This is a genomic window from Agromyces humi, from assembly GCF_009720255.1.
In the GTDB taxonomy this organism is placed as follows: Bacteria; Actinomycetota; Actinomycetes; order Actinomycetales; family Microbacteriaceae; genus Agromyces; species Agromyces humi.
In genome coordinates this window covers 1-24,264 of record NZ_WJSP02000002.1, presented here as the reverse complement: position 1 = coordinate 24,264, position 24,264 = coordinate 1, and the positions used below count along the sequence as shown (strand labels likewise).

Annotated in this window: 30 protein-coding genes and 2 pseudogenes; 19 read left to right on the top strand and 13 right to left on the bottom strand. The window is 66.8% G+C overall.

The annotated features are described in order from the left end of the window. Nucleotides 1-8 precede the first annotated feature (8 nt). The 3 genes from GH736_RS00365 to GH736_RS00355 all read right to left on the bottom strand — a co-directional run bounded on the left by GH736_RS00365 (nt 9) and on the right by GH736_RS00355 (nt 2,992). Nucleotides 9-557 (bottom strand): SHOCT domain-containing protein, encoded by a 549-nt coding sequence (locus GH736_RS00365; protein WP_159599157.1) that lies wholly within the window; start codon nt 555-557, stop codon nt 9-11. A gap of 75 nt (nt 558-632) precedes the next feature. Then, nucleotides 633-1,211: a hypothetical protein gene (locus GH736_RS00360; RefSeq protein WP_159599155.1), complete on the bottom strand. Its 579-nt coding sequence runs from the start codon at nt 1,209-1,211 to the stop codon at nt 633-635. A 62-nt stretch (nt 1,212-1,273) separates the two neighbouring features. Beyond that, entirely contained in the window at nt 1,274-2,992 is a 1,719-nt protein-coding gene (locus GH736_RS00355; RefSeq protein ID WP_159599153.1) for a RecB family exonuclease, read from the bottom strand. A 124-nt stretch (nt 2,993-3,116) separates the two neighbouring features. On the opposite strand from GH736_RS00355, the gene GH736_RS00350 reads away from it, so the two are divergent. Together GH736_RS00350 and GH736_RS00345 are read left to right on the top strand one after the other, a co-directional pair. Then, a complete protein-coding gene (locus tag GH736_RS00350) occupies nt 3,117-4,013 on the top strand; it encodes a hypothetical protein (RefSeq protein ID WP_159599151.1) in 897 nt (298 codons plus the stop codon). A 53-nt stretch (nt 4,014-4,066) separates the two neighbouring features. Next, nucleotides 4,067-4,651 carry a hypothetical protein gene (locus GH736_RS00345; RefSeq protein ID WP_159599149.1) on the top strand — a complete coding sequence of 195 codons (585 nt, stop codon included), beginning with the start codon at nt 4,067-4,069 and terminating at the stop codon, nt 4,649-4,651. A gap of 4 nt (nt 4,652-4,655) precedes the next feature. On the opposite strand, the gene GH736_RS00340 is transcribed toward GH736_RS00345, so the two are convergent. Beyond that, nucleotides 4,656-5,273 (bottom strand): hypothetical protein, encoded by a 618-nt coding sequence (locus tag GH736_RS00340; RefSeq protein WP_159599147.1) that lies wholly within the window; start codon nt 5,271-5,273, stop codon nt 4,656-4,658. Nucleotides 5,274-5,376: 103 nt separating this feature from the next. Between GH736_RS00340 and GH736_RS00335 the strand changes: the two genes are divergently transcribed. Beyond that, nucleotides 5,377-7,068, top strand: a complete 1,692-nt coding sequence (locus tag GH736_RS00335) for an FtsK/SpoIIIE domain-containing protein (protein ID WP_159599145.1) — start codon at nt 5,377-5,379, stop codon at nt 7,066-7,068. Then, a complete protein-coding gene (locus tag GH736_RS00330) occupies nt 7,065-7,967 on the top strand; it encodes a phosphodiesterase (protein WP_159599143.1) in 903 nt (300 codons plus the stop codon). Before GH736_RS00335 ends, GH736_RS00330 begins: the two co-directional genes overlap by 4 nt. Here the strand turns inward: GH736_RS00330 and GH736_RS00325 are convergent. Genes GH736_RS00325 through GH736_RS00315 form a run of 3 tightly spaced genes read right to left on the bottom strand, consistent with a single transcriptional unit; the run spans nt 7,964 to nt 8,809 of the window. Beyond that, nucleotides 7,964-8,173 carry a hypothetical protein gene (locus GH736_RS00325; protein ID WP_159599141.1) on the bottom strand — a complete coding sequence of 70 codons (210 nt, stop codon included), beginning with the start codon at nt 8,171-8,173 and terminating at the stop codon, nt 7,964-7,966. The two genes, GH736_RS00330 and GH736_RS00325, sit on opposite strands and share 4 nt — an antisense overlap. Beyond that, nucleotides 8,170-8,595, bottom strand: coding sequence for a hypothetical protein (locus GH736_RS00320; protein ID WP_159599139.1), 426 nt, complete (start codon nt 8,593-8,595; stop codon nt 8,170-8,172). Before GH736_RS00320 ends, GH736_RS00325 begins: the two co-directional genes overlap by 4 nt. Nucleotides 8,596-8,617: 22 nt before the next feature. Beyond that, entirely contained in the window at nt 8,618-8,809 is a 192-nt protein-coding gene (locus GH736_RS00315) for a hypothetical protein (RefSeq protein WP_159599137.1), read from the bottom strand. Nucleotides 8,810-8,921: 112 nt separating this feature from the next. On the opposite strand from GH736_RS00315, the gene GH736_RS00310 reads away from it, so the two are divergent. Together GH736_RS00310 and GH736_RS00305 are read left to right on the top strand one after the other, a co-directional pair. Continuing rightward, the gene (locus GH736_RS00310; RefSeq protein ID WP_159599135.1) at nt 8,922-9,431 is read left to right on the top strand and encodes a hypothetical protein; all 510 of its coding nucleotides are present in this window, start codon (nt 8,922-8,924) and stop codon (nt 9,429-9,431) included. A 7-nt stretch (nt 9,432-9,438) separates the two neighbouring features. After that, complete coding sequence (locus tag GH736_RS00305) at nt 9,439-9,684, top strand: hypothetical protein (protein WP_159599133.1); 246 nt, start codon at nt 9,439-9,441, stop codon at nt 9,682-9,684. Between the two features lie 24 nt (nt 9,685-9,708). Here the strand turns inward: GH736_RS00305 and GH736_RS00300 are convergent, their stop codons facing one another. Beyond that, nucleotides 9,709-10,032, bottom strand: a complete 324-nt coding sequence (locus GH736_RS00300) for a hypothetical protein (protein WP_159599131.1) — start codon at nt 10,030-10,032, stop codon at nt 9,709-9,711. 41 nt (nt 10,033-10,073) lie between these two features. Here GH736_RS00300 and GH736_RS00295 point away from each other — a divergent pair, with 41 nt between their 5' ends. Beyond that, nucleotides 10,074-10,550 carry a hypothetical protein gene (locus tag GH736_RS00295; protein WP_159599129.1) on the top strand — a complete coding sequence of 159 codons (477 nt, stop codon included), beginning with the start codon at nt 10,074-10,076 and terminating at the stop codon, nt 10,548-10,550. Between the two features lie 58 nt (nt 10,551-10,608). Next, entirely contained in the window at nt 10,609-11,328 is a 720-nt protein-coding gene (locus GH736_RS00290) for an amidase domain-containing protein (RefSeq protein ID WP_159599127.1), read from the top strand. Nucleotides 11,329-11,353: 25 nt separating this feature from the next. Here the strand turns inward: GH736_RS00290 and GH736_RS00285 are convergent, their stop codons facing one another. From GH736_RS00285 to GH736_RS25700, 5 genes and pseudogenes are all read right to left on the bottom strand, one after another. Next, complete coding sequence (locus GH736_RS00285) at nt 11,354-11,581, bottom strand: hypothetical protein (RefSeq protein ID WP_159599125.1); 228 nt, start codon at nt 11,579-11,581, stop codon at nt 11,354-11,356. A 47-nt stretch (nt 11,582-11,628) separates the two neighbouring features. Continuing rightward, on the bottom strand, nt 11,629-11,892 hold the full coding sequence (locus tag GH736_RS00280) for a hypothetical protein (protein WP_235933778.1): 264 nt from the start codon (nt 11,890-11,892) through the stop codon (nt 11,629-11,631). A 39-nt stretch (nt 11,893-11,931) separates the two neighbouring features. Next, nucleotides 11,932-12,033 (bottom strand): annotated as a pseudogene (locus tag GH736_RS24805) (DUF2510 domain-containing protein); the annotation flags it as partial. 3 nt (nt 12,034-12,036) lie between these two features. After that, nucleotides 12,037-12,405 (bottom strand): hypothetical protein, encoded by a 369-nt coding sequence (locus GH736_RS00275; RefSeq protein ID WP_235933776.1) that lies wholly within the window; start codon nt 12,403-12,405, stop codon nt 12,037-12,039. A 6-nt stretch (nt 12,406-12,411) separates the two neighbouring features. Continuing rightward, nucleotides 12,412-12,516: pseudogene (locus GH736_RS25700) on the bottom strand (DUF2510 domain-containing protein); the annotation flags it as partial. Nucleotides 12,517-12,580: 64 nt separating this feature from the next. On the opposite strand from GH736_RS25700, the gene GH736_RS00270 reads away from it, so the two are divergent. The 11 genes from GH736_RS00270 to GH736_RS00220 all read left to right on the top strand — a co-directional run. Then, nucleotides 12,581-13,504: a hypothetical protein gene (locus GH736_RS00270; protein WP_159599119.1), complete on the top strand. Its 924-nt coding sequence runs from the start codon at nt 12,581-12,583 to the stop codon at nt 13,502-13,504. A gap of 244 nt (nt 13,505-13,748) precedes the next feature. After that, nucleotides 13,749-14,255: a hypothetical protein gene (locus tag GH736_RS00265; RefSeq protein WP_159599117.1), complete on the top strand. Its 507-nt coding sequence runs from the start codon at nt 13,749-13,751 to the stop codon at nt 14,253-14,255. 436 nt (nt 14,256-14,691) lie between these two features. Beyond that, a complete protein-coding gene (gene nrdH, locus GH736_RS00260; RefSeq protein WP_159599115.1) occupies nt 14,692-14,940 on the top strand; it encodes a glutaredoxin-like protein NrdH in 249 nt (82 codons plus the stop codon). A 157-nt stretch (nt 14,941-15,097) separates the two neighbouring features. Continuing rightward, nucleotides 15,098-16,162: a hypothetical protein gene (locus tag GH736_RS00255; RefSeq protein ID WP_159599113.1), complete on the top strand. Its 1,065-nt coding sequence runs from the start codon at nt 15,098-15,100 to the stop codon at nt 16,160-16,162. Between the two features lie 26 nt (nt 16,163-16,188). Then, nucleotides 16,189-17,091 carry a KTSC domain-containing protein gene (locus GH736_RS00250; RefSeq protein ID WP_159599111.1) on the top strand — a complete coding sequence of 301 codons (903 nt, stop codon included), beginning with the start codon at nt 16,189-16,191 and terminating at the stop codon, nt 17,089-17,091. A gap of 199 nt (nt 17,092-17,290) precedes the next feature. Next, the gene (locus GH736_RS00245) at nt 17,291-18,247 is read left to right on the top strand and encodes a hypothetical protein (protein ID WP_159599109.1); all 957 of its coding nucleotides are present in this window, start codon (nt 17,291-17,293) and stop codon (nt 18,245-18,247) included. A gap of 67 nt (nt 18,248-18,314) precedes the next feature. Then, the gene (locus tag GH736_RS00240; RefSeq protein WP_159599107.1) at nt 18,315-19,394 is read left to right on the top strand and encodes a hypothetical protein; all 1,080 of its coding nucleotides are present in this window, start codon (nt 18,315-18,317) and stop codon (nt 19,392-19,394) included. Nucleotides 19,395-19,605: 211 nt separating this feature from the next. After that, nucleotides 19,606-20,328 (top strand): hypothetical protein, encoded by a 723-nt coding sequence (locus GH736_RS00235; RefSeq protein ID WP_159599105.1) that lies wholly within the window; start codon nt 19,606-19,608, stop codon nt 20,326-20,328. A gap of 147 nt (nt 20,329-20,475) precedes the next feature. Next, nucleotides 20,476-22,413: a GspE/PulE family protein gene (locus GH736_RS24395; protein ID WP_203230605.1), complete on the top strand. Its 1,938-nt coding sequence runs from the start codon at nt 20,476-20,478 to the stop codon at nt 22,411-22,413. After that, nucleotides 22,406-23,512, top strand: a complete 1,107-nt coding sequence (locus GH736_RS00225) for a type IV pilus twitching motility protein PilT (protein WP_159599103.1) — start codon at nt 22,406-22,408, stop codon at nt 23,510-23,512. The genes GH736_RS24395 and GH736_RS00225 overlap by 8 nt, the downstream gene beginning before the upstream one ends. Continuing rightward, nucleotides 23,509-24,264, top strand: a 756-nt coding sequence (locus GH736_RS00220) for a type II secretion system F family protein (protein WP_159599101.1), incomplete at its 3' end; no start/stop codon positions are given. The genes GH736_RS00225 and GH736_RS00220, both read left to right, overlap by 4 nt.

Sequence of the window (24,264 nt, the reverse complement as noted above, 5' to 3'; positions counted from 1 at the left end):
CGGGCCGGTCAGGCTTCGAGGACGCGCCGCTTCGCAGCCTCGTACTCGTCCTTCGAGATCGCGCCCTTCTCGAACAGCGCGAAGAGCTTGTCGACCTGATCGGCGACGTTGACCCCGGGCGGAAGCCCGGTGGTCGGGCGTGCAGCTGCCGCCGCCTGAGGGGCAGCCGCCGCCTTGCCGGGCGCCGGCGGCGACTTCCGTGCCGGAGGGGTATCGGCGGCCGCTCGCCGGATCTCCCGGTCGAGCTTCCCTTGTGCAAGGCCGAGGTCTCCGCGGGAAGCTGTCTTCGAGCCGATGATGCTCCACCCCTGCACGGCGCCGGCGAGGGTGACGAGAGCTCCGTTCTCGGTCTCCTCGACCGTGGCGGAGATGTTCCCGTCCCAGCGCTGGTAGTCGCTGGGTGCGCGCATGCTGATGAACCCTGCGCCGACATCCGCCTGCTGAACAGCGAAGCGGCACTTCGCGGCTGCCTTGATCACCGCACGGAACGCCGCGTCCCGTCCGACGCCAGGAAGGTCGATACGGCCGTTGTTGAGCAGGCTGTCGAAGAACCCCATGGTCGATTATCCACACGAGGGACGACGAACGCCCCGACCAGTCGGCCGGGGCGTTCTTCGTTGCGTGGGCGGGGGCTACGCGGCGCGGGGCACCTTGTAGCTGTCGACGACGCCGAGGTCCTTCAGGTGGCGGAGGACGCGGACCTTCTTCTGCGGGTCGCGGGTCGGCTCCATCACCTTGAAGATGAGGGCGCGGTGGCCCTGCAGCCCGGTCGCCTGGCGGGCGAGGTTCAGCCCGTCGAGGATGTCGGTGCGCTCGGTGCGGATGAGCTCGATGCCCTCGGGCAGGTCGGGAGTCTTCTGGCCCTTCGCCTTCGCCTCGACCTGCGCCTGGTGGGCGGCGACGACCTGCTCGAAGGTGTAGCGGGGGCGGAACTCGGCGACCGGGCCCTTCGCCTCCTCGAAGTAGACGAGGCCGCGCTTGGACGACTCCTCCTTCTTCACGAGGTAGATGATGCCGACGAACTTGCTGGCGGTCTCGATCTCGTCGGCCGCCTTGTGGAACTTCGAGGTGTCGTCGAGGAGGGTGGCGGTGATCTGGCGGACGTTCGCCAGGACCGCCGCCTCGTGCTCCTCAGCGTTGTCACCGGCAGGGCCGGCGGCCGAGAGGGCGGCGAGGACGATCTGGTCCTTGATGGACTTGTCCAGGGGCATGGGTGGTGTTCCTTTCAGGATGTGTTTGCCGCGGTCGCGGCGGTTTCTTCTCGAGGAAGTTGTCAGGCCGCCTTGGCGGCGACAGGCTTGGGCTTGGGCGCGACGGGCTTCGGCTTCGTGGCCTTCGCCGGCGTCGCAGCTGCCGTCTCCGCGGCCGGGGTGGAAGCCGGGAGGAACGCCTCGAACGAGCTCGAGGGGATGTTCTGCCCGAAGTTCCAGAGACGGATGGAACGGGAGATGAAGAACCCGGTCCGCTTGATCGCCGCGGCCTCCCAGTTCACCCAGTCGTTCTCGTCCGTGGTCCCCCACGGCATCGGGGTGATCTGGATGGTGGTGCGGAGCGCGCCACGGATGCGGGTGTTCAGCCCGTCAGCCCACTCGGCGCTGTCGCCGCGGAACTGCTTCTGGACGGTGATGATGATGTTCGCGAGCAGGTCGGTCATGCGGTCGATCGCTGCGGGGACGAGCGGCTGCTTCGCCTCGTGGAGGATCTCCGCAGCCATCTGCGGGACGGAGATGACGGCGATCGCCGCGTACGACGCGCCGTTCAGCTTGCCGTTGAGGATCGGTTCGCGGGGGTTGCCCTCCGCGAAGACAACGTCTGTGGACATGGTGGTCTCCTGGTGTCGGTCGGAAATGTCACCACTGTCATGCGCGGGGATCCAGTCCGGCACCGGCGGCGCCATGGCGTCGTCGACAGCCGGCGCGTACTGCTCAGCTGACGCCGTCGCGATACGGGAGATGACCTCGGCCGGGTCTTCCTTCGGGACCGGGTTCACCGGCGGGAGCTTCGAGCCGAGCGGCTTCATGCCGGGGCGCATCTGCGGGATGCCGAGCTCGACCGCTGACGCCGGCTGGGTCTCAAGCCTGTTGCTCGCCTTGATGCCGGCGTTCGCGGCCGCCGGGCAGGAGTTCACCGCAGGGCACCAACCGCACAGCGGGCCGGGCTTCGTGACGAACTCGCCGCGGGCCATGATCTCGTTGTGGGTCGCCCAGGAGTTCCGGAAGTCCTTCCGGGTGGCGTTCATCGCCGTCGGGGTGAGCGGAACCTCACGGGACTTCCCGAACTGGGTGTAGTGGATCGCACCCTGTGCGGCGGCCGCCCCTTGGGTGCCGAGTAGCGCGTCGGAGTACACGCGGATCTGGTCGCCGTGGTCGTCGCCGTACCGGTTCCGGTCCCAGGCGGTCTTCTCCTTGCCGGTCTTCAGGTCGACGACACGGAGCGCGTCCTTCCCGTTGACCTGGACGACCTCGACCCGGTCGATGAAGCCCATGGAGGGGACGCCGGCGATCTCGACGCCTTCGAAGCCCAGCTCGGTCTTGAAGACGACAACCTTCTTCGGGTCGACGATCTCGAACTCTCGGAGGCCGAGACGGTCGACCTCGGAGATCCAACGCTGCTTCGACTCGAGCCAGGCGGCCTCGGACGGCAGCGTGGGGTCGGCGAGACGCTTCTCCTCCGACCACTTGTGCTCCGCCTTGGCGAGCTTGATCGAGTGGAACGCCTCGAGCGTGCGCTCATCGGCGGGGAGTGTGTAGAGGTCCTCATGGACGGCGTGGGTGCTGGTGCCGAGCGCGGACGCGGTGAACGGATCCTCATCACGGGGAAGGAGCTTCTCGACGGCGAACCGCGCAAGGCAGCCCTTCATCGACTTCGCAGTCGACGCGGACAGCGCCTTGCGACGCAGGCGGTCGTCGACGACGTTCTCGTCGATCGCGACCAGCTTGTCGCCGGCCCACGCCACCCCCGTGATCAGTGGTGTGGTTGTTTCTGTAGTCATGCCCACCACATGCGCGGGCGCAGTTCTTTTCCCACCGGCACGGGTTCCGCGGAAGAATCTGCCGCATGTCCTACCAGTGCCGGACGAAACCCCTCGCCGGCTGAGCCACACAGGAAACGCACCCATGGAAATCCGCCGCCGCACGTACTTCCCGACAGCCGGGGAGGCGCTGCTCCTCCCGAGCGGGGCCATCACCAGCCCCGAGCGGTACGCCCTTTTCGCGCAGCACTCGCAGATGCCACGGGACCTGATCAAGGGCTCCCCGCTGGCGGCGACGCCGATTCCTGCACGACCTGAGGGTGGCCGCTGGCCGGCGGAGACGAACCCGGCGATGTTCTGGCATCCGCTGCTGTGGCTGCCAGAGTCGCTGGCCCGCCCGGCGGTCGGCGAGGAACTTGACCTGTGGGCGGTGCGGGTGTCGATGGAGATCACCGCGGCGACGGTGTTCGATGCGGCGACCGGGACGTGGCTCGATGCGCTTTCCACGGTCGGGCTCGACTCCGACGACCCGGCCGTGCAGGCGAGGGTGACCGCGTGGCTGGAAGGGGCGTCCGACCCTGACCTTGATCGGGTCGACCTGTCCGACCTGTTCCTTGACGGTGGAGGCAGCGACGAGATCGCCGAGCAGGCCGCCGAGCTGTACGAGATCCTCCTCCCGGCGCTGTGGGCGGTCCGCGCGAACGACCTGATCGCGATGGTGAACGAGCACACCTCCTACATCGAGGAGGACATCCCCACCCTGATCGCAGACATCCGCACCGTGGTGTGGCTCGCGCAGGGCGTGATGGGTGACGACATCCCCGGCGTCGAAGGTGAAGAGCCGCCGGCGCAGCTGTGGGCTCGGGTGCTCGAGGACATGCAGTACTGGCCGCAGCGCACCTACCAGGAGATCCTCGACGGCCCGGTCACCTCGCTGGTGCAGTCGTTCTATGCGATCCGCCAGGATTACTGGGTGTTCGTGCAGGCGCTGAACTCCGACACCGACGAGGTCGAGATCGACGAGGTCGCAGAGGCGGTGTAACGCCTTCCGGACAGTGTCGTCCGGTGCCGCCTCTTCAGGAGACAATTGGACATGTGCAACACCGCTTCATCGGCGCGGCCGCGGCCGCCGTCGTGCTCCTTCCCCTCCTGACCTCCTGCTCCTCACCCGTACCCGCCGACACCGTCGGACCGGTCATCACCGCAGCACCCGCTGACCTGTCTCACGGAAACCAAGCGGCGCCGCCGGCGATCTACCCGGTCGACCCGGCCGCATACACCGCGCACGAACTCGGTGTCGGCGTGACGTTCGTTTCACCCGACCGCAACCTGCGATGCGGGATCACCGTCACCGGCGACAGCGCACCCCTGTACGGCTGCGCGATCGGCCGTGAACCCGCGTGGAAGTTCCCCCGCGAGAAGCCCGGCGATTACTGCTACGCCGCGGACGTCCCATGCGGGTACGGGATAGAAGCATCAGGCGCTGAGACACCCCACCCGAGGAAGCGCGACGGCGCGGCGTTCGACAGCGAGTACCGCACTGACATCGGCGTGCTCGAAGCGAACACCTCCATCAGCTACGCCGACGTGGTCTGCACCAACGACAGCGAGAAGATCTCCTGCCTGCACACGTCAGGGCACGGGTTCGCGATCTCACACGTCGACAACGACATCTGGTGATCGCCTAGTCCCGCCCGCCAAGCACCTGCTGGGCGACGAAGTCACCGACCGCGAGCGGGTCCGCGCCTTCAAGGTGCGCTTTCGCCATGAACGGCCGCTGCCTGGCGACGATCAGGTACGCGTTCTCGACACCGAGCTCTTCCGCGACCAACGCTGCTTCCGCGTCGTACTCCGCCTCGTGCATCTCATCGAGGGTTGGTTCCACCGCTGCGATGTCTTCCAGGACCCAGGTGCGGGCGATCGCACGTGCGGTGCGGCGCAGCTCACGCTCGAACGTTTCCGCGCCGGGGAACTCCTGGTCGTCCTGGTACTCCTCCGCGATGTACCGGGCGGTGACATCCGCGGCCGTGCCGGCGAGCATCTGCATCGTCACGAACACTCGGCAGTCGCCGATGAAAGCGATGGCGTTCGGGACGCCGTGGGTTGCCGCGGCGATCGCTGCGACGACGGAGGTGAAGAGGATCTCGTCGTCGTAGTCGATGTCCAGCGGGGTGCCGGCGCCTTGCGCGACCCACTCGTGGCGGATCTGGTCGAAGACCGCTTCGTCATTCGCGGCGCCGACGATCGCGACCGCGGTGTCCGGGTTCATGGCGCCGTGCAACTGCGCCTGCTCGAGTGTCATCGCCGTCGGTTCCTTTCACTGGTCGGTTCCACGGACGCTACTCCGGCGATGGCCGCCATGGGAGATTTTCGGCACTTCGACTCCCGCCGCATGTCTCCCGTGCATGACCTCGAAGATCGAACAGGCGACCCTGAAACTGCCCGCCAACTTCGACAAAGACAAGCACGCGAAGGCGCTCGACAAGTGGGTTCTCTCCGAGCTTGGGGAGGGCTGGTCCGTCGACCACGCGAACATCGTCGACGGCACCGTCACCGCCACCCGGCAGGTGCAGATCACCGAGATCGAGCATGGCACCGGGAAGCAGGCTCACTCCAAGGAGGTCACCCTCGCCCGCGGGACGAAACCCACCGACGGGGACCGGGTCGCAGCCCGGCTCGAATCCCAGTACGACGGGTACCGGCTGACGAAGTTCGAACCGTACCTCGGCTGGGCGCGCCTCACGAAGATGACCGACGACGCTGTCCGCGCGCGCGGCGCGCTCGCCCAGGTGCTCGGGGTCAAGCCGTGGGAGGTGCAGGTCGCTGACCGGGTCGGCGGCGGCTTCAACGTCGAACTGCCGTCCTCGAAGTACTCCTCCGCGAAGCACGACGAGAAGCTCCAAGCGACCGTCGAGTCCGACATCGGCCGTGAAGGCTGGTACATCAAGACGAACCCGCAGAAACTCACCGCCGAGATCATCCCGTCCGACCCGCCGACGTTCCCGGCGATGATCCCGTACCCGATCGCGGGGCTCTCTAAGCTCGACCGTGACTTCACCCCGTTCGGCGTGAAGCTTCCCGGGCCGGGCGAAGAAGCCGGCGAGCTTGCCGGCATCGACTGGGTCAGTCAGGCGTTCGGGATCGTGGCCGGCACGCCGGGCGCCGGCAAGTCGGTGACCCTCAATGGACTGATCGCCGGAGCGCTCGCTTCAGGATCGCTCCTCGCGCTGGTGGACCTGCCCGAGAAATCCGTCGATTTCCACCACTACCGCGACATGTGCGCCCCGAACTTCTGGGGTTGCGAGAGCCTCGCGGCCGCGGTCACGACTATGTCGCTGATCTACGAGGAGGGCAAGAGGCGTGCCGACATCCTCGCCCAGGAGGGCGTCGTGAACTGGCTCGAGCTCCCGAAAGCCAAGCAGTTCGAGCCGATCCTCACGGTCGTCGACGAAGTGTCGGGCCTGCTCGTCACGGACAAGATTCCTGCCGGGATTCCGAAGGATCATCCGCTTGCGGTGGAGGTGGCGGAGGAGAACCTGCTGAAGGTGGCTCTCGCGTCACTGATCTCCAAAATCATCTCGCAGCAACGCTTCGTTGGCATGCGCATGATCCTGTCGACGCAGGTTCAGAACAACAACACCGGCATCGGCCCGTCGCTCAAGGCGAAGGTCGGGCACAAGATCCTTCAGGGCTCGAACCCGTCGAAGCAGGCCCGATCGCAGGCGTACAACGACGAGACGGCGGTGCCGCAGATCCCGGCGAATATCCGCGCCGACGCCCGAGTCGCGAAGGGTGTCGGGGCCGCCGAGCTCGAAGGGTCTGAGCCGTTCGTGTACAAGTCGTTCTACGCATCCGCGAGCGACTACCGGCAGGCGCTGCTGGCACTCGGTGTCCCGACCACTGAGAACTGGGCCCCGACGGCGGCGCAGATCGACCAGTTCGCCCCTCGCCTGGAGTCCGAATCGGACGGGCCGCGGCCCAAGTCCCGTCTTGTCACCGAAGGCGGCTTCGGTCACGAACCGGACCGCGGTGAGCCGCGCCTCCGCGGCGCCGCGGCCGCCGCACACGCACTGAAGATGGCCGAGGCTGCGCAGTGATCCGATCCGAGTACCCGCGCCCGGATCATTTTCTGCTCCACGTCAGCGACACGCATCTTCTCGCCGGCGGCGGCCGCTTGTACGACCGGGTCGCGTCGGAGGCGCACCTGCAGCAGCTGTTCGACGAGTTCGAAGCGTCCGGTGGCCGGCCGGAAGCGATCGTGTTCACCGGGGACATCGCCGACAAGGGCGAACCGGATGCGTACGACCGGGTGCGGCGGATCGTCGATCCTGTCGCTGAGCGTCTCGGCGCGCAGGTGATCTGGGTGATGGGCAACCATGACGACCGGGCGGCGTTCCGGCGCCGTCTGCTCGGCGAGTTCGTGGACTCGTACCGGCCGGTGGACCGTGTCGACGATGTGAACGGGCTCCGGGTCATCACGTTGGACTCCACGGTCCCCGGCAAGCATCACGGTCTGGTGACCGCTGAGCAGCTGGACTGGTTGGCTGAGGAGCTGGCGATCCCGGCGCCGCACGGCACCATCCTCGCGATGCACCACCCGCCGATCCCCTCTGTGCTCGACCTCGCCGTGGCGGTGGAACTCCGCGACCAGGTCGGCCTTCGCGAGGTCGTCGAGGGCAGCGACATCCGGTCGATCATCGCCGGGCACCTGCACTACTCCTCGGCGGCGACGTTCGCCGGCGTCCCAGTGTCCGTCGCGTCAGCGTCCTGCTACACCCAGGATCTCAACGTCCCGGTCGGCGGCACCCGTGGAAGGGACGGCGCACGGGCGTTCAACCTCGTGCACGTCTACCCGACCACGGTGCTGCACTCGGTCGTGCCGGTCGGTGCGTATCCGACGCTCGACTGGATCGACGCGGCCGAGAGCGCACGGCGGCTCGAGGGTGACGGCATCACGATCACCGCAGCCCGCGCAGGGTTCGCGGCCGCGGCCTAGCCGAGCGTGATGCCGAGCGCCTTCGCGTAGTACTCGAGGTAGAACTCGGCGTCGTCTCGGGACCACCGGGCGAGGATCTGCTTGGTCTCCTCCATCGCGGCGACCTCGGCATCGTTCGCCGGATCGCGCCACGTTGCGGCGGCCGTCTCGACGCGCGCTTCGACGGCTCCGTCGATCAGTTCTTGGCGGGTCCGAGGCGCGGTCATCGGACCGCTCCGACATGCTGGGACCACACCGACTCCTCTTCGACGTCGTCGCCGACGTAGAAGGTGACCTCGCCGTCCTGGACTTCGACTCGGAAGCACGTCCCGCCGATCCAGATGCCTGCGGAGGTGTCGTCGGCGAATGTCCGGATGGCGGGGGTGAGGTTCCGGGAGAGGCGAGGGATGAGGAGGTGACTGTCGTTCCGCTCGAGCATCGGGTGGATCCACGCGCCGCCCTCCCAGTCGATCTGGGTGGTCTCGCCGTTCATCCCTGCGAGGGTGATCCGCTTCACAGTGCGGACGCCGTAGTGCGAGGAGACAGCGACGTCGCCCGGTTGCAGCTGGTCGCGGCGGACCATCTCGTAGTCGCGGCCTTCGGGGATGAGCTGCTGCCAGAACTCCTCGGCGGTGGCGGTGGCGGTCATTGGTCTCCTTCTGTCGGAGACGTCATGCGCGGCGGGGTTCCTCCTGCTCGTTGAAGTGCCGGTAGTTCCGGTGGAAACCAGGAATCGTGAGCCAATGGAGCAAGCGAGTGTCGACGCTCTGGATCTGGATCTCGCCCGACCGAATCTGGTGAACGATGAAGGTTCGTCCTGTCGGGACGTTCCGGTATTTCTCGCCTGGCTTGGGCGCAGCCATCGACGTGCCTCCCCTCGGGTATGGGTGACGGAATCTCATCTTGCGCGTGGACAGGTTCCCGGGCAAGAGGTGCTTCGCCCCCTTGACTCGCCCGCGCATGTACGGTCACGAGATGAAGGAGACCCTCATGCCCCGCAACGACGACCCGGCGATCGACACCGACCACGTGAACGCCGACCAGTTCTACCTGGTGCAGCGACTCACCAAACCGGTGCGCGCCGCCCGCGAAGGCGCCGTTGGCATCGACAAGTACTTCCGTCTCGACTACATGGGTTCCGCCGAGTCCGAGGTTGGCCGCCAGAAGGAGTCGCTCACCCGCATCCGTGCCGCCGGCAACCCAACCATCGAGGGTCAGTCATTCACCCGCGACGGGCAGATCCTCGAGGTGTTAGTCGTGACGGCGGCCGCGTTCCAGGATGCCGCGTGGACGGCGTTGAACGACTGGATCGTCGATGAGATGCGGACCAAGGAGCAGCACGGCTTCGGAGACGTACTCCTCACCGGACGTGTCCCGTCGCACCACCCCGACCTCGTCGCATGGTGGGCGCTGGGCGCCGACGTCATGTGGACGATCGACCGTGACGTCGCCGAGAACCTCCTCGCCGGCCTCGAGAAGCGTTAGGAGCACCATGCCAACCACCATCGAGATCCCCGACTTCTGGGTGCTGTTCGACGAGAACGGAGTCGCCAAGGGAAGCATGTACGGCCTGTCCAGCTTCTCCGTGTACCCCACCGCGGAGTCGGCGTGGAAGGACATGGCCGGTGACACGAAACGTGAACGCGACAAGCGCGAGCGTGCCGGCTGGTACGTCGCCCCGGTCGACCAGGACGAGTGGGCGGGATATTACCTCGAGGGGCGGAAGCACGTCCGCTGAAGTGGCGGAAGGAACGGCTCGGCGTCAGAGCCAGCCGTTCCGCTCCCACACCGCTCGTTCGCCGCCGACCGCGTCGAGGAGCCCGTTTCGGGTGGTGTTGGTCATACGCCCGTTGTCCCAGAGGACGAACGTCAGGCCGTGCTCCCGGTGCTGGGCGACCGGACGGAAACCTGTCGACCAAGCAACATCCTTCACCGACACCTTCACACCGAGGTGCTTCCGAGCGCACTGCAAGCCCACCTTGGCGCCGTCATCGAACGTCGCCAGCCACCGGATCCCCTCGCGGCCGCAGTGCCCGCAGACCCCGTCGCCGTCGGCGTCCTCGACCATCGTCAGCGTCTTCTCCATGCCACCGCCATGCGCGGCATCCGCCGCACACGAATACGCGTATGACCATCCGCGACGCGAACGACAACCTCCACTCCCCCGCCGACGGCCGCTTCACCGAGAAACCGCAGTCCCCCGCCGAAACCGGCCTCGGGTTGGACGAGCATGTCCGCCTCGTCTGGGCGGAGATCGACGTCGCGAAGCGCGCCTACCGGAAAGCGGAACGGCAGCTGAACGAGTCGGTCGCCCGCGGCGTCGCACGGACCGTCCGGCACTACTTCCCAGACGCCAGCGACGCAATCGTCGACCACGACGACCTGGACGGCGCCACCCCGATCGTCTACGAGATCGTCGACGCCGACTTCAACGTCCTCTACGACTACAACGAGGACAGCGTCGGTGACGGCGCTGCACTCACCATCGAGCTGCGGAAGATCCTCGACGAACTCGGCTCACTCGCCTCAGCCGACGAGGACGTCTACGAAGCCGGCGCCCGCCGAGGAGTCATCCACCTCGACCGTTGGACCGCCACCGACTGAAATCCCGCGCATGGTGAGTGCGACTGTCCGCCCCTCCAGAGGAAGCCTCACCGCGCACATGCAGAACCCCGTCCGAACCACACGCACCTCCACCCGCCAGCTCATCGGCATCTACTTCGGGGTCGGGATCGGCCTGGGCGCTGCGCTCGGCCTCAGCATCGGACTCACGATCGCATCGCCGGCCGCGCCGGCGAAGGCTGAGACCCCGGCCGCGGCGGCGAAGACCGAGGCGCCCAAGCCGAAGACCGGCCCGGAAGCCGGGCCCGGCAACCTCGACGGGAAGCCGCTCACCGCACCGGTGCAGGGGCAGGTCGACTACCTCCTCTCCAACTGGCAGTCGACGCAGAACTCGGAGTTCGGGTACCTCGCCGACAGCGACTGCGTGAACTTCGCCTCCCAGGGCCTCCTCGCGCGCGGCTGGCAGATGGATGACCAGTGGTGGTACTCGAAGGACGAGGAAGGCTACATCGACCACGCGAAGGCGTGGGTGTCGTCCACCCTGTTCCGCGACTACCTCGCCGCGCATCCCGACCGTGCCACCCAGCTCACCGATGCGCAGCGATCACAGGTGAAGGTCGGCGACATCGTCCAGTTCGACTGGGACAACTCCGGCGACAGGGACCACACCGGCACCGTCACCCGTGTCGAGCAGGGCAAGGATGGCGGGATCACCATCTACTTCGCCGGGCACACCGACCCCACTGACTTCCGCTCCGTCGACGAATCGATCGGCGAGATGCACCCAGGCGCGTCGGTGTACTACTGGTCGATCGTCTAGGACGGGCGCGCAAGCGCAAGCCTGCTCAGAGCCACCGCTCGACGTGATCGGCGTCGTAGGCGATCTCGCCGTTCATCATGTCGATTGCGGCGCCGGCGTTGATGTTCGACTCGGTGTCCGGGATGGCGCAGTTCGCGCAGACTTCCCCGGCGTACTCCTCGTCGTAGTCGACGTCTCCGTCGAACTCGTCGTTGAACTCTTCGCGGGAGTCGTCGACGTCGAACTCTTTTCCGCAGCGGACGCATTTGGCCATTGCCGAACTCTAGCCGCGGCCCGATCCCCGCCCTTGCTCTTCCTGCTCTAGCTCATTGCCTGGAACAGCTGGTACGCCGACCATGCTGTGGCGAGGGCCCCTACGGACATCGCGCCGATCGCCTGGGCGCGCCCGTACCCTGCAGATCCGGCCATCCCCACTCCGACCGCGCCGAGGATGATCGCGACGATCCCGAAGATGAGGAACGGGTTGATGAACAGGGAGATGATCGCCACGAGCGCCGCGGCGATCGCCCATCCGTTCCGGCTATCCCACCATTGACGGGCGGGCCGTTCCGGTTCTGCCGGCACCGCAGCCCCAGGCAGCGTCGGATAGACAGGAACCTGCGGGGCCAACGGGGCGACATGCTCCGTCCATCGCATGCCGTCCCACCAACGCGTCGTCCTCGAGTCAGTCGGGTCCTGATACCAGCCAGGTGAAGGGTTCGACATGCCCTAGTACGCCAGACCCTCGATCGACTGGTTGAGGCCCGTCAGGAAGTTCCCATAGGTGATGAAACCGCCGAACGCGCCGAGCGCGATCCCAATCCACCCGGTCACCTTCCCGGAGATCCCGCCGCGACGCCGGTCGATGATGATCGCGATGATCCCAGCTGCGATCGCGAGCAGCGCGACAACCCCGACCGGCCACAGCAGGATCGAGAGAAGCCCGAGGACGATCGACGCGGGGCCTACGACCTTCTGCTCACCGGTCCGCGTGTCCTGAATGACTCCCGTCGACGACGTCGACGAGATGTGCGTGGCGGCGGATACTGCTGCGGCAGGCAGCCCCGGCGGGCCCGAGTTCGGCGGCGGTGCTGCCATCGGCGGGTTCGGAACACGGATGTGCTCTGTCCAGGAGGCACCGTCCCACCATCTGAGGTTCGGCGCGCCTGACGGGTCGCTGTACCAACCCGGCGCCGGTGTGTTCGACATGGCCGAAGCGTACGACACTGCGAAGCGGGTTGGCGAGAGTGCCGCCGCCGCACACGTACGAAAGATGCCTCAGACCACACAGGATGCCCGCGGGAACCTTCACAGCGTCATCAGCGGCGAGTTCGCCCAGAAGCACCAGACCGCAGGGGCGGTCACGCTCGACAGGATCGGGCAGGAACGCGCCGCGTGGCTCGTCGACGACCAACTCGCCGCCCTTCCGGCGTACGGGATCGAGCTGGACATCTGGAAGGACGACGACGCGCTCACCCCCGCGGAGACGAATCAGCTCCTCGCCGGGCAGCCGTGGAAGGCCCACCGGTCCGCGATGGCTCGCCTCGAGGACCGCCGCCGAGACGCTGCGGAGCAGTTCGCCCGAAACCTCGCCGCCGACGCCGGTGTCGACTTCGACCAGCTGCACTCCGAGAGCCGTGAGCTCATCGTCGACAAGATCGAGAAGCGAAACCTCGTCGACCCGATCCCTGAGATGAACCGCATCACCCCCGACCGGACGCTCCGCGCACCGCTCGGCGATTCCCTCCTCCTCGAAGCCGAAGGTATCGACGACATCGAATGGAACCTCAACGGTCGCCGCGACGTCATCCTCGGGATCCTCGCCCGTCACGGCGTCGACCGGAACGACCCGGCCGCGATCGCGGCCGCAACTGAGCTCGCCGCGTCCGGGATCCCCTGGCACGGCAACACCCGACTGGACATCGTCTGGGACGGCGCCGTCGACGACGCGAAGCTGCTGCCGAGCACGCAGAAGCGCCGCGTCAGCTTCGAAGGTGTGCACCTGTCGATCCTCGACGCGAACACCGCCCAGACCAGCATCGCGAAGTTCGACGGGCGCCTCGACGTCACCTTCGACGACGAGTTCCCCGCCGAGGTCGACCGTGGCAGCTGGACGGCATCCAAGTGGGAGAAGCCGGAAAGCCTCCGGCCGGCCGTCGTCGACGCGGAACCGACCGTCCCACCGGTGTTCCGGTAGTTGCCGCATGTCTTCCTCGCACACGCTTTGCACCCCCGCGAGGAGACGATCAACATGATGTTCGGCGAGGATTTCGAACTCGACTATTTCCCGAGCCGTGAGCAGCTCGAGGACGACCTGACCTTCTGGGCCGACCCGGTCGCCGCCTGACCCGGAAACGGCACGTCCCAGCTCGCGATGATTACCCGCGCATGGTGCTGGTAGCCGGCGTGCCCCGACGCCGCAGACCCGGAAGGAGCCGCCTATGGCTTCCCTCGTGACCGAGGAGATCGACCACGTCCTGAAGGACGACGGCACCCCGTGGCCGTTCGCCCTGAACACCGGCGACCGAACCGTGTACGCCGACACCCTCACCGACCTCGCCGCCGAGCTGATCCCCGGCTACGCCGAGCTCCCCGACTCCTACGACGGTGACGTCGACGCGTTCATCGCACGCGTGCACGCCGCCTCCATGATCGCCAACCGATCCCAGGCGCAGCTCATCGCAGCGACCGAATGGTTCGACCTCGCCGCCGCGAACGAAGAGGTCGCCACCGCACTCCTCGCACCGCGCGGGCAGGCGACCAACCAGTACGCCGGCAACTGGGACGGCCCCGTCCCGCTGGTCCTCGTCAGCACCGACTACGCCCCCTACACCGACGTGCCCCTGCCCACCGGGGACGTCTCGTTCATCGACCCGACCGACGAGCAGACGTTCATCCACTCCCTCGCCGACCTGTACGGCTACGATCTCATGGTCCATCCCGGCTGAACGTGGGGGTTTCTCCGCCACCGCGGAGGTGATCCGTTGCCCGCGCCTTAGGGTCCCAGACAGTTCTCCGCCCTAGCGGAGGTGATCCAGAGCCCACCAAAGCACTCGACCCGTTTCTCCGCACACCGCGGAGGTGATCCAGAGCCCACTCGAGGCATCGACGTCCTTCTCCGCCACTCCGCGGAGGTGATCCATACAACGGCGGCTCAGCATTCGCTCCTTCTCCGCCCTCGCGGAGGTGATCCAGAGGCTCACTCCTCGCACCCAGGTCAAAATCTCCGCCGCGGCAGAGGTCGCGGGACGCCTCCCCGCGCATGTGATCTGTGAAGAGGAAACATCCCCGCGGCACACGATTCCGCCGCACACAGATACACCACGACCACCAAGCGTCCTCCTTCGCAGAGGGCGCTTTTCTCACCCGAAAGGCATCACCGATATGACCGTCACCGTCTACACCAAGCCCTCCTGCGTCCAGTGCAACGCCACCTATCGCGCGCTCGACGGCAAGGGCATCCAGTACGACGTCATCGACGTCTCGGTCGACGAGCAGGCCCTCGCCCACATCAAGTCGCTCGGCTACCTGCAGGCGCCCGTCGTCATCACCGACGACGACCACTGGTCCGGGTTCAACCCGATCAAGATCGGCGAGCTGGCCGCCAAGCACCGCGAGCTCGTCGCCGCGTAAGCGGGACCGAACCAGCAGAGGGCCCCACCTTCCGGTGGGGCCCTTCTTGTCGGGGTGGTCGCCGTGCCGGCACACCGCTATCCTTGCCGCATCCGAGCCGGCCGTCGAGGGCTCTCAATGCGGCGACCAGCGCAAGCAGAGCGTTGGGGGACGCATCGTGGCTGCCAAGCAGGACTACCGGATCGCCGTGCTCAAGTACATGTTCGACGATCCGTTCGGCGACAACTACAGGCCGAGTGTGATCTGGCATGCGGACATGGTCAGGGATATCTTCACTACCAGCAACGGGTACAGCGTCCGCGACTACTGGATGCGGTCCACCCTCAACATGCTGAGGCCTTCGTTCGAGTTTCCGAACCACGCATGGCTGAGGCTGGGGCGAAGCCATGCTGAGCTCCGCAACGACCGGGCGAAGATCGCCGCGGCGGTGCGGGAAAGAGCCGCCAACGACGGGTTCAACCTGAATGGTTTCGACGGAGTGATCGCCTTCATGAACCCTCCAGAACTCAACGCCGGAACCCAGGGAAACGACACCACCGTCCTTGCCCAGGATGCGCTCATGCCCTACTACCTTCACGAGGTCGGTCACCTGCTGGGGTTCCAGGATGCCTTCGGCGTCATCATGGCGGACGACGACAAGACGGGCCACATGTACAACGACAAGTGGGACGTCATGGGCGACCAATGGCCGAAGATGGAGGTCGTCCAACCGTTCGCGGGGTGGGAACACGCAGAACTTATCAAGGGGCCGGACTTCTGGAGCAACACGGTCCCGCCCTGCGCCGCCCACGTGTGGCGTCGCTTCTGGAACACTCAAGTCTTCGAATCTCAGGGGCGTGTGGCGAGGATCCGCCGCGGTGAGCGGCGATGGATCAGATCTTGGACGACCGCCCATGGGTCAGTCCTACAGGACCCGCTGCTCGTCGTCGCCCAGGACGGCGACGACGGCCCAACGGTGACGGTCGAGCTCCGCCTCCCCTTCTGGGCGGACCGGCCCGGATGGACTGCCGCGTCGACCCGTGGGGTCGCACTGATCCACTCGTTCAGGTACCGGCGACTCGAGCCGCATCAGACGCAGACGTACCCCAGTTGGCACGAAGGCACGCTTCTCATGGAAACAGGAGCTTCGTTCTCCACTCAAGACGGTGACCGGTGGAAGATCACCGTCACGGGGGTGGACCTACGTGACGGAGACACAAGAGCGGAGATCCTCGTGGAGTAAAGCTCGCCCCGCACACGTAGAGCGGCATGACAGCCGCTCAGCCTCGCATCCCGAAGCTCGCCGCCGGAGGCGCCGGCGGCCAGTACACGTTCAAGACGCAGACACCGCACGGCATCACCCTGTCCGCCGACGGGGTCACCGAGGCGCAGTTCGCGCAGCGTCAGGCCGCCCTCGCGGCGGCCGGGTACGTGCCGGCGAAGCAGCCGAACACGTTCGCGCTCGCCTCGCCAGTGCCGGACGCCGGCTACCCGCAGCTGCCGGTCGTCGACGGCGGCCGCCGCACGCACCGTGCCACGTACCGCGGGCAGGACATCTCAGTGCAGATGCCGTCCGCAGCCGCGGTGAAGCGGTATTCGTACAACCACGGCGGAACGTTCGAGTTCCCCGTCGCCGGTTCGTTCCCCGGCGGGCAGATCACCGGTACGGTCCGCGTCACGCAGAACGGCGCAAACGAATGGTCTGTGCAGGGCCTCGGGTTCCCGCCAGGCTCAGCCGAGCTCATCGCTGAAGCGGTCGGCGCGGTCCTTGAGGCACGCCGGCCGCGCCTCGCGATCGAGGACGCCCGGCAGCTCGCACAGCGCCGCGCCGAACGGTTCGCCGCTGCCGGCGGGAAGGTCGAGGAACCCCGCGAGGAGTCTTCGTTCATCACCGCCGCCGGGTACGACCGCGGCCGCGGGGTGCTCGCCATCCGGATCCGGGAGAAGCTGTACGGCTACCGGGTCACGGAGCAGCAGGCTCGAGCGTTCTTCTCCGCATCATCTGTCGGGTCGGCGTACAACCGGCTCGTCCGCGGCGGACACCGCGTCGACGTCCGGGAATGCCCGGCCTGCCACCGGTTCAACGTCGGTGAGAGCGTGCACCGGTGCCCGTCACGGCACCTGCCGCCGCCTGCCACGACGCGGCTCCGGGACCGTCTGGCGACTGTCTGACCGCCAACTTTCAGCACCTCAGATTTTCGCCGCATGTCCTTTTCCCGAGGCCAGCAACACCGGCCTCCGGCTGGGCCAGCCGGACCTCCCCTCCTCAAGGGGCGCTGTCAGGCGCGGGGTCTATAGACAGCGTCTCGAGGGTTGATGGGAAAGCTGGCCCAGCACTGATTCGAAACCCGCACCACGAATCGAGCTTGGAATGCCGACCGACCCCACACCTCCGCACAACCGCGACGAGTTCAGCTTCGACACGCTGATCCAGCTGTCGAACGACTCGCAGGAGGAGCTGTTCCCGGAGCAGCCGAAGGTGAAGCGCCGGATGCCGAAGGCGGCGAAGACGGTCGTCACCGTGGTCGTCGTCGCAGCGGTCGGTGCGGGTGTTTCCATCCCCGCGCTGTCTGCCATCTTCGACGCAGTGAACGTCGCGAGTTCCGACTCGGGGAACGCGACCGCGATCAAGAACACCCACGCGGACGCCGCGGTCGGCCGTGCGAAGGAGGACATCCGCTGGTTGGTGCAGGTGTCGAAGTCCGCCGCGGATGACCTGAAGTTGGCGGTGCCGGCGCAGCAGCTGACCGCGTACAAGCAGTCGTACGCTGCCGCCGCGGAAGCTGCGGAGAAGTCGAACGACCTGGTCGACCTGCAGGTCCGCTACCTCGACCTGTACCGCCAGTTCGAAGGTCTGATCGACACGGTGCTCGGCCGCACCGAAGCGGACTTGGGCTCTCGGTTCGATGTGAACCCGGCGATGGTGGAGACGCTCCGCGACTCCTACGACCATCTGAAGGGCGCGAAGCCCGAGGACGAGCTGGCGATCTTCTGGCTGCGGGAGACCGCGAAGGACCGCCAGGAGATCCTCGCGGAGCAGTACAAGATCACAAAGCAGAAGGTCGACGACAACCGCAAGGCCGCTGAGGAGAAGAAGGCCAAGGAGAAGGCCGATCTCGAGGCGAAGGAGAAGGAGCGGGTCGACAAGCTCGTCGCCGAAGCCGTCGACAAGGCGGTCGCGGAGGAACGCGCTCGCGCGGGCACCGAGAAGGACGACGACAAGGAGCCTGAGAAGCCGGCACCTGCGAAGCCGACTCCGACGCCGACCCCGTCGCCATCGCCGACCCCCACTCCGGAACCTCCCGTCGAAGGGGCCACGGGGCACTGACCGGCGCCGCGGCTCCTGTTCCGCCGCATGGCTCCTTGATGTCGGCCGACAGAAGGAGCCCCCGCCCATGAACGACGTCGCAGAAGACGCCACCGCCATCGACGAGAAGCACGTTTGGTGGAAACGCCGCCCGGTATGGCAGGCCGCGATGGCTGTGACCGCCACCGTCGGCGTGATCGTCGGCGTTGGCGTGATCGACGCCTCACGAAGCATCGCGCTTGACAGCGCCGTGACCGCGTTCGACGACGCGTCGACGAAGTTCAACCTTGACCGCCTGCGTTCGTTCGGCGCGATCGCCACCGCCGACGCGTACCTGGCCTCCGCGGCGAAGACCCTTGAGGTGTCAGCCGGCAAGGTCCTCTCCGAGGACGCACGCGCGGCACTGCAGGTCAGGATCGACGAGAGCTCGAAGGCGGTGAAGGCCGCGAAGAAGCAGCTCGCCAAGGACTCGAAGGTGCACCGCACTGCGAAGCCGACCGACGCGGACTACTGGGACCGGCCGGACGAGTACAAGGCCGCCGCCGCAAAGCTCGCGAAGCTCGACGGGCAGGTCGGCAAGGAGGTCACCGGGATCCCAGCCGGCATCCGTGAAGCGCAGGCGGCCGTCGATGCTGCCGTGAAGGCCTGGAACGACGAGCAGGCGCGCCTCGAAGCTGAACGCAAGGCGGCGGAGGAAGCGGCCGCCGCAGCGGCCGCTGCAGCCGCGGCCGCTGCGGCGGCCGAAGAGGCGTCCTGGTCCGACTACGACGACTCGGACGATGACTGGTCCCCTGCCCCGTCAAGCGGCGGCGGAGGCGGCGGAGGCGGCGGAGTCGACCACGACGAGTACGTATGGACCACGGGGTTCCAGTCCGAGATCGACGCGTGCAACGGGTCGGTCAACGTCTCGCCGAACTACGGCATCAACGGCATCGCTGAGCACTGGTCGTGCGGCGGCTGGGACTTCCCGCTCTGGGCCGGCGCGACGGTCCGCGTCCACGGTGCCGGCTTCGACGGTCTGTATCGCGTCGAGGGGATCGCCGCCCGCCTCAACCAGGCGGTCGCGACCACCGCTGACCTTCCCCGCGGGTTCGACCTCGTCTACCAGACTTGCCTCAACGGGTCGTCGGCGGACATGGCGATCGTCGGCCTGACGCGGATCGGCTGACCCGCTCAAAGCTGGCCGATGGGCCCACGACAAGCCTCACCCGAACGGTGAGGCTTTGTCGTTTGTTCACCCAATCTGTTACAACATGACAACCGCGGCGTGTACGATGCCTCGACACAATTCGGAGCGAGACCCGAACTCATCCAAGCCGGCGGCCCCACCCGTCGAATGTCACGCGACAACCCGATCGCTCCAATAGAAGGAACCCGATATGGGACCAACTCAGGACCCCGCCGCACCCAATGACGAATGGCCAGGTATCCCCGGCGTTCAAGCCCGACGAGACCCGGTGCGTGTCACCAGGGCCCTTCCCATCGCCCTGGTCCTCCACTCGATCGACATCTCCCCTGACTCACTCCCCCGACTACCTGACATCGGCCAACCGGCCATCACCTTCGAGTTCAGATCCGGCCTGCGGACATACCTGCAGTTCGGCTTGGACACCGTCATGTTCTGGCGCCCAGGCACACGCGACGACACACCCACACGGTCAACACTCGACTTCGACGACAACGACGAAGGGTTCGAGCACCTCACGCAAGAGGAACGTGAAGCGATCATCGCCTGGGGGAAGATCGTCCACGATCGCGCTCGCTCCATCCTCATCAACGCATTGAACCAGTCGCTCAGCGACCCGATTATGGGCGGCAAGTTTGCGGCGCTGGTGCAGGGGAAGCTGTACGACACCATCACGGCTGAAAGCGACAACGCGACCGTCGCCGGAGCCGGAAGGGCAGTCCGTGGACTGAGCGCCTGGACCGGTGAAGAGTTTCCCGTCGAGCCGCTCGACGCCACCAAGGCAGAGGTGGAGAACACGGTCGGTGTACTCGCCGACATCCGGCATTGGTGCGACTCCAGAGGAGTCAGCTTCGACGACCTCGTCAAACAGTCTGAGGACATCTGGCGCGGCGAAGTGAACAGCCCACTGCTCTGAATCAATTGCCCGCGAAGCTCAGTCGTGTAATAGCCCTTCGCCGCATGTCATTGGGGTATGAGTGGCCCCCGTTCCAACAACCCTGTCCTCGACCTTCTGCACGCGACCAGGCCGAAGCTCCCTGACGCCATCCTGCCGGCGAGCCAGGTGTCTGTTACGACGGAGCCAGCGCGCGAACCGGCTCCGGAGGAGATCCCAGACCCGACCGTCCCCGCCTACGAGAACGCGGGGGTCACGTTCAACGCGATCGGCGAGGTGATCAACATCTCGCCGGACCTCAGCCCGGTCGCTTCCTCCGACGAGGAGGCGCCGGATGAGGTGGTGCCGGAGCTCGAAGTGCTCCCGCCGGCGACCGTCGTCGACGAGGGCGCACCCGGTGAGATCGCGGCACCCGCCTGGGATTGGAACCCAACGACATTCGGGGTCGGCGCCGATGCCGGCGCAGAACCGGTCGCCGCCGACGATGACGGTAACGGCCTCGATGAGGAACTGCCGGCGCCACCACCTTGGTCGTCCGGGACACCGATCACCTGGTTCACCGAGCAGGCCGGCGAAGCGAGCTTCGACGCGTCGCTCTTCCAGGACGAGGAACCCACCTTCGACGGGTCGATCTTCGAAGAAGATGACGATGAAGAGCTCGCGGCAGAGCCGGAACCCGAACCGGAGCCGGAGCCGGAGCCGGAACCCGAGCCGGAGCCGGAACCCGAGCCGGAGCCCGAGCCCGAGCCCGAGCCCGAGCCCGTTCGCCCGGATCGGCCCACCCTCGCGAACTCCGTCGGCACCTACGCCACCTCGGGAACCAACGCCCGGGATGCGTACCTCGCAAACGTCCTCCGAGACCTCGTCCGTGCGGGTGCATCCGACGTCCACCTGAACCTGACCGGCGGGCTGCCGGCTGAACGGACCCTCAACGTCCTCGCCCGACGTGACGGCGAACTCGAACTGGTCGCCAGCGTCACCGGACGCGACGCGTCGACAGCGCTCAACCAGCTGAAGACCGCCGCCGAGCTGCCCACCAGCTCCAGCCAGGTCCCCGCCGACGGGAAGTATCCGCTGGAGATCGACGATCGCGAGTACCGCGTTCGAGCGGTCCTCCTCCCGACGTTCAACGATGGGGAGAAGATCGTCCTCCGTCTTCCCTCAATCGGGAAGCTGAAGCACCTCGAAGAGCTCGGCTTCACCGACGACAACCTCACCGCCAGCCGCGAGCTGTTCGCCCGCCCCGGTGGGATGACCCTGATCGCCGGGCCGATGGGTGAAGGCAAGACCACTACCGCGCACGCCGCCATCTACGAAGTCGGTGGTGACGGTTTCGCCACCATCACCGTCGAAGACCCCGTCGAGCGTGTCCTCCCCGGCGCCGAGCAGATCGAGGTGAACGAGGAGGTCGGTGCCGGCTTCGGTCACATCATGCGGTACCTCGTCCGCGCGGACTTCGACACCCTCTTCATCGGCGAGATCCGCGACGCCGCGACCGCCGGCGCCGCGGTCCGCATGGCGAAGGCCGGTCGTCGTGTCATCTCCACCATCCACGCCACCGACAACGTCACCGCGGTGCTGCGTCTCATCGAACTGTCCGAAGACTCAGCCCTGTCGGTGCTTGACGCGCTCCAGGGCGTCATCTCGCAGCGCCTCGTCCGGAAGGTCGACGGGTTCGGCGGCTACTTCGGACGCGCACCGATCCACGAGGTGCTCCGCGTCACCGATGAGTTCGCCGACCAGGTGATTGCGAACACCAGTCTCGGACGGATCCGCGAGGCGGCCAAGGCGAACTCGACGACGTTCGAGCAGAGCATCCGCGAACTCATCCTTGAAGGCACCACCGACCAGGCGGAAGCGCACCGGGTGCTGGGACACGAGATCGTGCTCGAGGAGCCCAAGCCCGAGGTGGAGACCGAGGTGGAGACCGAGCCCGAGGTGGAGACCGACATCCTCGTCGACCAGGTGGAGCACACCGACGACACACCCCTCGAGCCCGAGATCACGTCCGAGGTCGAGACGTCGCTGCCGGCAGCGTTCCGCGAACTCACCCTCGAAGAGGCGTACGCGCTCGAAGCCAGCGGTGAACGGGGCGCCCATGTCTGACCTCGACGCGCGAGCCATCATCGGTCGGTTCCTCGACTACTTCGGCGACAACGGCTGCTCCGACATCCACATGTCCGCCGGCCGCGGCCTCTGGTACGTGAAGGACAAAGCCACCCTCCACATGGCTGACAGCCCCGTACCGATCACCGCCGAGCTCGTCACTGCGATCGTCGCTGCGTTCCTCCCCGGCGGGCTCGAACGGTTCGAACGTGACCTCCAAGGCGACGCATCCATCGACGTCGGCTCGAAATACCGCGGGCGCCTCGCCGTCCGGCATGACATTGAAGGCGCCAGCCTCACGATCCGAATCATCTCCCGCGACGTCCCCACCATCGAACGGGTTGGCCTCACACCGTCGCTGGTCAACTCGATCCGCCAGCCGTCAGGGCTGCTGCTGTTCACCGGGCAGACCGGCTCCGGGAAGAGCTCCTCGATCGCGGCGCTCCTGAACCTCGTCAACCTGACCGAGTCCTCCTCCATCTACACGCTCGAGTCCCCGGTCGAGTTCGTCTACCCGCACGCGAAATCCCTCGTCGTCCAACGCGAGGTCGGCTCCCAGGTCGCAAGCTTCGCCGTCGGCGTCGAGAACGCGAAACGGTCCCACCCGAAGATCATCCTCGTCGGCGAGATCCTGAACGCCGAGACCGCCCGCGCAGCCCTGTCCGCAGCCGCCTCCGGCCACCTCGTCGTCTCCACCATGCACGCCGGCTCGACCGCCGAAACGGTCGACGGGCTGATCGCCATGTTCCCACCCGCCGAGCAAGCGCTCATCCGCACCCAGCTCGCGCAAGTCCTCATCGGCATCGTCGTGCAGCAGCTCATCCCGAGAACCGGCGGAGGCCTCGCCCTCGCACAAGAGGTCGCGTTCAACACACGAGAGTTCTCAGAGCTCATCCTCGGAGGCGACATGAAGCTCGCCCAGCAGATGCTTCTCGGTCAGGGCCAAGCCGCCGGAATGGTGTCGATGGAAGCCTCACTCGACCGCCTCGTCGGCGAAGGCCACATCACCCCAGAGCTCGCGGCGAAGACCGCACGCGACCGCAAGACGATGAACGACTTCCTGACCCGCCGAGGCATCAACGTGAAGGACCTCTCATGAGCCAGTTCGAATTCCCCGCCGGGCCGCTCCCGGCCGTCGCACCACAGCAGGCGGATATCGCGCCGGTCTTCGGCGTCGCCCCGCCTGAAACCCGCGGTCACCGGAAGCAGAAGCCGGCGAAGGAGCCGAAGTACGCGCCGCCCACACCGGTCGGCGAGAAGAAGAAGCTCATCACCGTCGTCGGCAAGAAGGCACGCCTCGACGACGTCGCCGAAACACTCGAAGACCTCGCCTCCATGCTCGAGGCTGGCGAGTCCGAAGAGCGCGCCCTCACCGAGCTCGGCAAGCAGTACTCGAAGTTCAACATCGGTGGCGCGTACACACGCGCTGCCGCCCGAATGCGAGACCAGGGCGCCACATTCATCGACGCGATGTGCGCCGAGGAAGACGCGGTCCCTCGGGTAGCGCGTGAGCTCATCCGTGCGTCAGCGACCCCGCGTGACCTGCAGGCGAACCTCCGGAACGCCGCCATGATCGTCGTCGAAGCCACCGACATCAAGGCGCTGATCCGCTCCTCGCTGTTCAAGCCGATCCTGCTCCTCGCGATGGTGCTGGCGTTCCTCATTGTCGCCGGTGAGTTCCTCCTCCCCCAGGTCGGTTCCATGTTCGAGAACATCGGCGCGGACACCCCCGAAGCAACGACGATCATGATCGGCGTCGGATCCTCGATGAAGTGGGTGATCCTCGGCCTGGTCGCCGTCATCCTCCTCTGGACCATCTACTGGTTCGCGTTCGGACGCCGCGTACCTAGG

Excerpts from the sequence above, each read along its gene's own strand:
- GH736_RS00295 (WP_159599129.1), top strand. The coding sequence starts at position 10,074 with ATGACCATCCGCGACGCGAACGACAACCTCCACTCCCCCGCCGACGGC.
- GH736_RS00245 (WP_159599109.1), top strand. The coding sequence starts at position 17,291 with ATGCCGACCGACCCCACACCTCCGCACAACCGCGACGAGTTCAGCTTC.
- GH736_RS00225 (WP_159599103.1), top strand. The coding sequence starts at position 22,406 with ATGTCTGACCTCGACGCGCGAGCCATCATCGGTCGGTTCCTCGACTAC.
- GH736_RS00305 (WP_159599133.1), top strand. The coding sequence starts at position 9,439 with ATGCCAACCACCATCGAGATCCCCGACTTCTGGGTGCTGTTCGACGAG.
- GH736_RS00285 (WP_159599125.1), bottom strand. The coding sequence starts at position 11,581 with ATGGCCAAATGCGTCCGCTGCGGAAAAGAGTTCGACGTCGACGACTCC.
- GH736_RS00235 (WP_159599105.1), top strand. The coding sequence starts at position 19,606 with ATGGGACCAACTCAGGACCCCGCCGCACCCAATGACGAATGGCCAGGT.
- GH736_RS00360 (WP_159599155.1), bottom strand. The coding sequence starts at position 1,211 with ATGCCCCTGGACAAGTCCATCAAGGACCAGATCGTCCTCGCCGCCCTC.
- GH736_RS00310 (WP_159599135.1), top strand. The coding sequence starts at position 8,922 with ATGAAGGAGACCCTCATGCCCCGCAACGACGACCCGGCGATCGACACC.
- GH736_RS00250 (WP_159599111.1), top strand. The coding sequence starts at position 16,189 with ATGACAGCCGCTCAGCCTCGCATCCCGAAGCTCGCCGCCGGAGGCGCC.
- GH736_RS00340 (WP_159599147.1), bottom strand. The coding sequence starts at position 5,273 with ATGACACTCGAGCAGGCGCAGTTGCACGGCGCCATGAACCCGGACACC.
- GH736_RS00270 (WP_159599119.1), top strand. The coding sequence starts at position 12,581 with ATGCCTCAGACCACACAGGATGCCCGCGGGAACCTTCACAGCGTCATC.
- GH736_RS00300 (WP_159599131.1), bottom strand. The coding sequence starts at position 10,032 with ATGGAGAAGACGCTGACGATGGTCGAGGACGCCGACGGCGACGGGGTC.
- GH736_RS00325 (WP_159599141.1), bottom strand. The coding sequence starts at position 8,173 with ATGACCGCGCCTCGGACCCGCCAAGAACTGATCGACGGAGCCGTCGAA.
- nrdH (WP_159599115.1), top strand. The coding sequence starts at position 14,692 with ATGACCGTCACCGTCTACACCAAGCCCTCCTGCGTCCAGTGCAACGCC.
- GH736_RS00290 (WP_159599127.1), top strand. The coding sequence starts at position 10,609 with ATGCAGAACCCCGTCCGAACCACACGCACCTCCACCCGCCAGCTCATC.
- GH736_RS00365 (WP_159599157.1), bottom strand. The coding sequence starts at position 557 with ATGGGGTTCTTCGACAGCCTGCTCAACAACGGCCGTATCGACCTTCCT.
- GH736_RS00355 (WP_159599153.1), bottom strand. The coding sequence starts at position 2,992 with ATGACTACAGAAACAACCACACCACTGATCACGGGGGTGGCGTGGGCC.
- GH736_RS00320 (WP_159599139.1), bottom strand. The coding sequence starts at position 8,595 with ATGACCGCCACCGCCACCGCCGAGGAGTTCTGGCAGCAGCTCATCCCC.
- GH736_RS00275 (WP_235933776.1), bottom strand. The coding sequence starts at position 12,405 with ATGGCAGCACCGCCGCCGAACTCGGGCCCGCCGGGGCTGCCTGCCGCA.
- GH736_RS00240 (WP_159599107.1), top strand. The coding sequence starts at position 18,315 with ATGAACGACGTCGCAGAAGACGCCACCGCCATCGACGAGAAGCACGTT.
- GH736_RS00265 (WP_159599117.1), top strand. The coding sequence starts at position 13,749 with ATGGCTTCCCTCGTGACCGAGGAGATCGACCACGTCCTGAAGGACGAC.
- GH736_RS00335 (WP_159599145.1), top strand. The coding sequence starts at position 5,377 with ATGACCTCGAAGATCGAACAGGCGACCCTGAAACTGCCCGCCAACTTC.
- GH736_RS00350 (WP_159599151.1), top strand. The coding sequence starts at position 3,117 with ATGGAAATCCGCCGCCGCACGTACTTCCCGACAGCCGGGGAGGCGCTG.
- GH736_RS00315 (WP_159599137.1), bottom strand. The coding sequence starts at position 8,809 with ATGGCTGCGCCCAAGCCAGGCGAGAAATACCGGAACGTCCCGACAGGA.